The organism is Actinomadura fibrosa (assembly GCF_900659615.1).
GTDB lineage: Bacteria > Actinomycetota > Actinomycetes > Streptosporangiales > Streptosporangiaceae > Spirillospora > Spirillospora fibrosa.
Window position 1 is genome coordinate 1 of the sequence record NZ_CAACUY010000530.1, and the last position, 1,702, is coordinate 1,702.

Below are 1,702 nucleotides of genomic sequence, written 5' to 3' on the forward strand. Positions count from 1 at the left end.
CCGCGAACACCCGCGCGATGAACACCGAGTGGACCTTGTCGTGGAACAGGTCGGACATGGAGTTGACGAACACCCGCCGCGTCGCCCGCGGCGTGCGGCGCCTCCTGGCCGGCGGCACCGGCGCCGAGCGGCAGCGGGCCGCCCACCGGGCGCGCGGCCTGCTCACCGACGTCGTCGACTCCGTCCTCCTGCGGGACGCCCCGGCCCGGAGCTGACATGCCTCCTTGATCCGGACCGGGCGACGCCGTCTCCGCCCGCCGGACACGGAGGCTGCCTCCGGGCTTCGTGCGACCCGGGGGCGCCTCGCGAGCGGTTTCCCGCGGAGCACGGCGGGTAACCGGCAGATGGGGCACCGCCCGCCCGTCCCGGGACGTGCGGCCCCACGGGGTCCGTTTCGCACCGGCCTGCGACGACGCGTACCCTCGAACCCGATGCACGCGAAGGCAGTTCGGAACGGAGTGACGGCGCGATGATCGTCGAGCCCGCGCCCCCGGGCACGCCGCCGGTGAGCCCCTTCGTCCACCCGGCGCTGTTCTACTCCGGAGACGACGAGTACCTCGCCGGCACCGTGCCGTTCGTCCGCGAGGGCCGCGCGGCGGGAGAGCCGGTCGCGGTCGCCGTGCCGGGGCCGCGCCTCGGCGTGCTCCGCGAGGCGATGGGCGCGGACGCGGCGGACGTCACCTGGCTCGACATGTCCGAGGCCGGCCGCAATCCCGGGCGGATCATCCCCGGGGTGCTGCGCGCGTTCGCCGACCGGCACACCACCGGCCGGGTCCGGATCATCGGGGAGCCCATCTGGCCGGGCCGCTCGGCGACCGAGTACCCGGCGTGCGCCCAGCACGAGGCGCTGATCAACCTGGCCTTCGCGGACCGCGCGGTGGCGATCCTGTGCCCCTACGACGTCGCCGGCCTCGCGCCCGAGGTGATCGCCGACGCGCGCGCCACCCACCCCGTCCTGATCGACCGGGACGGGGAGCGCCCGAGCGGCGACTACGCCCCGCTGCGCGTCATCGATGACCACAACCGGCCGCTGCCCGAGCCGCCCGAGGCCGCCCGGATGACCTTCGACCTCGACGGGCTGCCGCTCGTCCGCGAGTTCGCCTGCGACCAGGCGGCCCGGCACGGCCTCGGCGCCGCCGCCGCCGGCGACCTGGAGATCGCCGTGAACGAGCTCGCCGCGAACTCGTGCCTGCACGGCGGCGGGTCGGGCACCATCCGCATGTGGGCCGAGGACGGGCACGTCGTCTGCGAGATCAGCGACGCGGGGACGATCACCGATCCGCTCGCCGGGCGGCGCCCCGCCGCGCTGAGCCCGTACGGGGGCCGCGGGATCCTGCTCGTCAACCACCTCGCCGACCTCGTCCGCACGCACACCGGGCCGGACGGCACCGCCATCCGCGTGTACATGCGGATCTGACCCGCCGCGCGGGCGACCACACGCGCATTTGATCACGCGCGCACCTGACCGCGTGCGGGCCGATCCGCCGCGCGGGGTCCACTCAGGGCGCGAGGACGCGCCCGACGCCCGCGAGCGCCTCGTCGAGCAGCCCGTCGCGCCCGGTGGACGCGGCGTACTCGGCGAGCGCCGCGCAGATGAAGACCGCGAGGACCTCGAAATCCTCCCGGACCAGACGTCCGACGACACCGACACCGGCTGGGGCGAATGGCGCGGCACCACCCCCACCGAAGACGACCGCCTTCT

General features: G+C 75.5%; 1 protein-coding gene and 2 pseudogenes. 2 read left to right on the forward strand and 1 reads right to left on the reverse strand.

Translation table 11 applies throughout. The features are described 5' to 3' along the window. Window positions 1-215: pseudogene (locus tag E1300_RS51175) on the forward strand (hypothetical protein); the annotation flags it as partial. Window positions 216-469: 254 nt separating this feature from the next. Continuing rightward, window positions 470-1,417 (forward strand): anti-sigma factor RsbA family regulatory protein, encoded by a 948-nt coding sequence (locus E1300_RS49430; protein WP_131764142.1) that lies wholly within the window; start codon window positions 470-472, stop codon window positions 1,415-1,417. An 82-nt stretch (window positions 1,418-1,499) separates the two neighbouring features. Here the strand turns inward: E1300_RS49430 and E1300_RS51180 are convergent. Next, window positions 1,500-1,702 (reverse strand): annotated as a pseudogene (locus E1300_RS51180) (hypothetical protein); the annotation flags it as partial.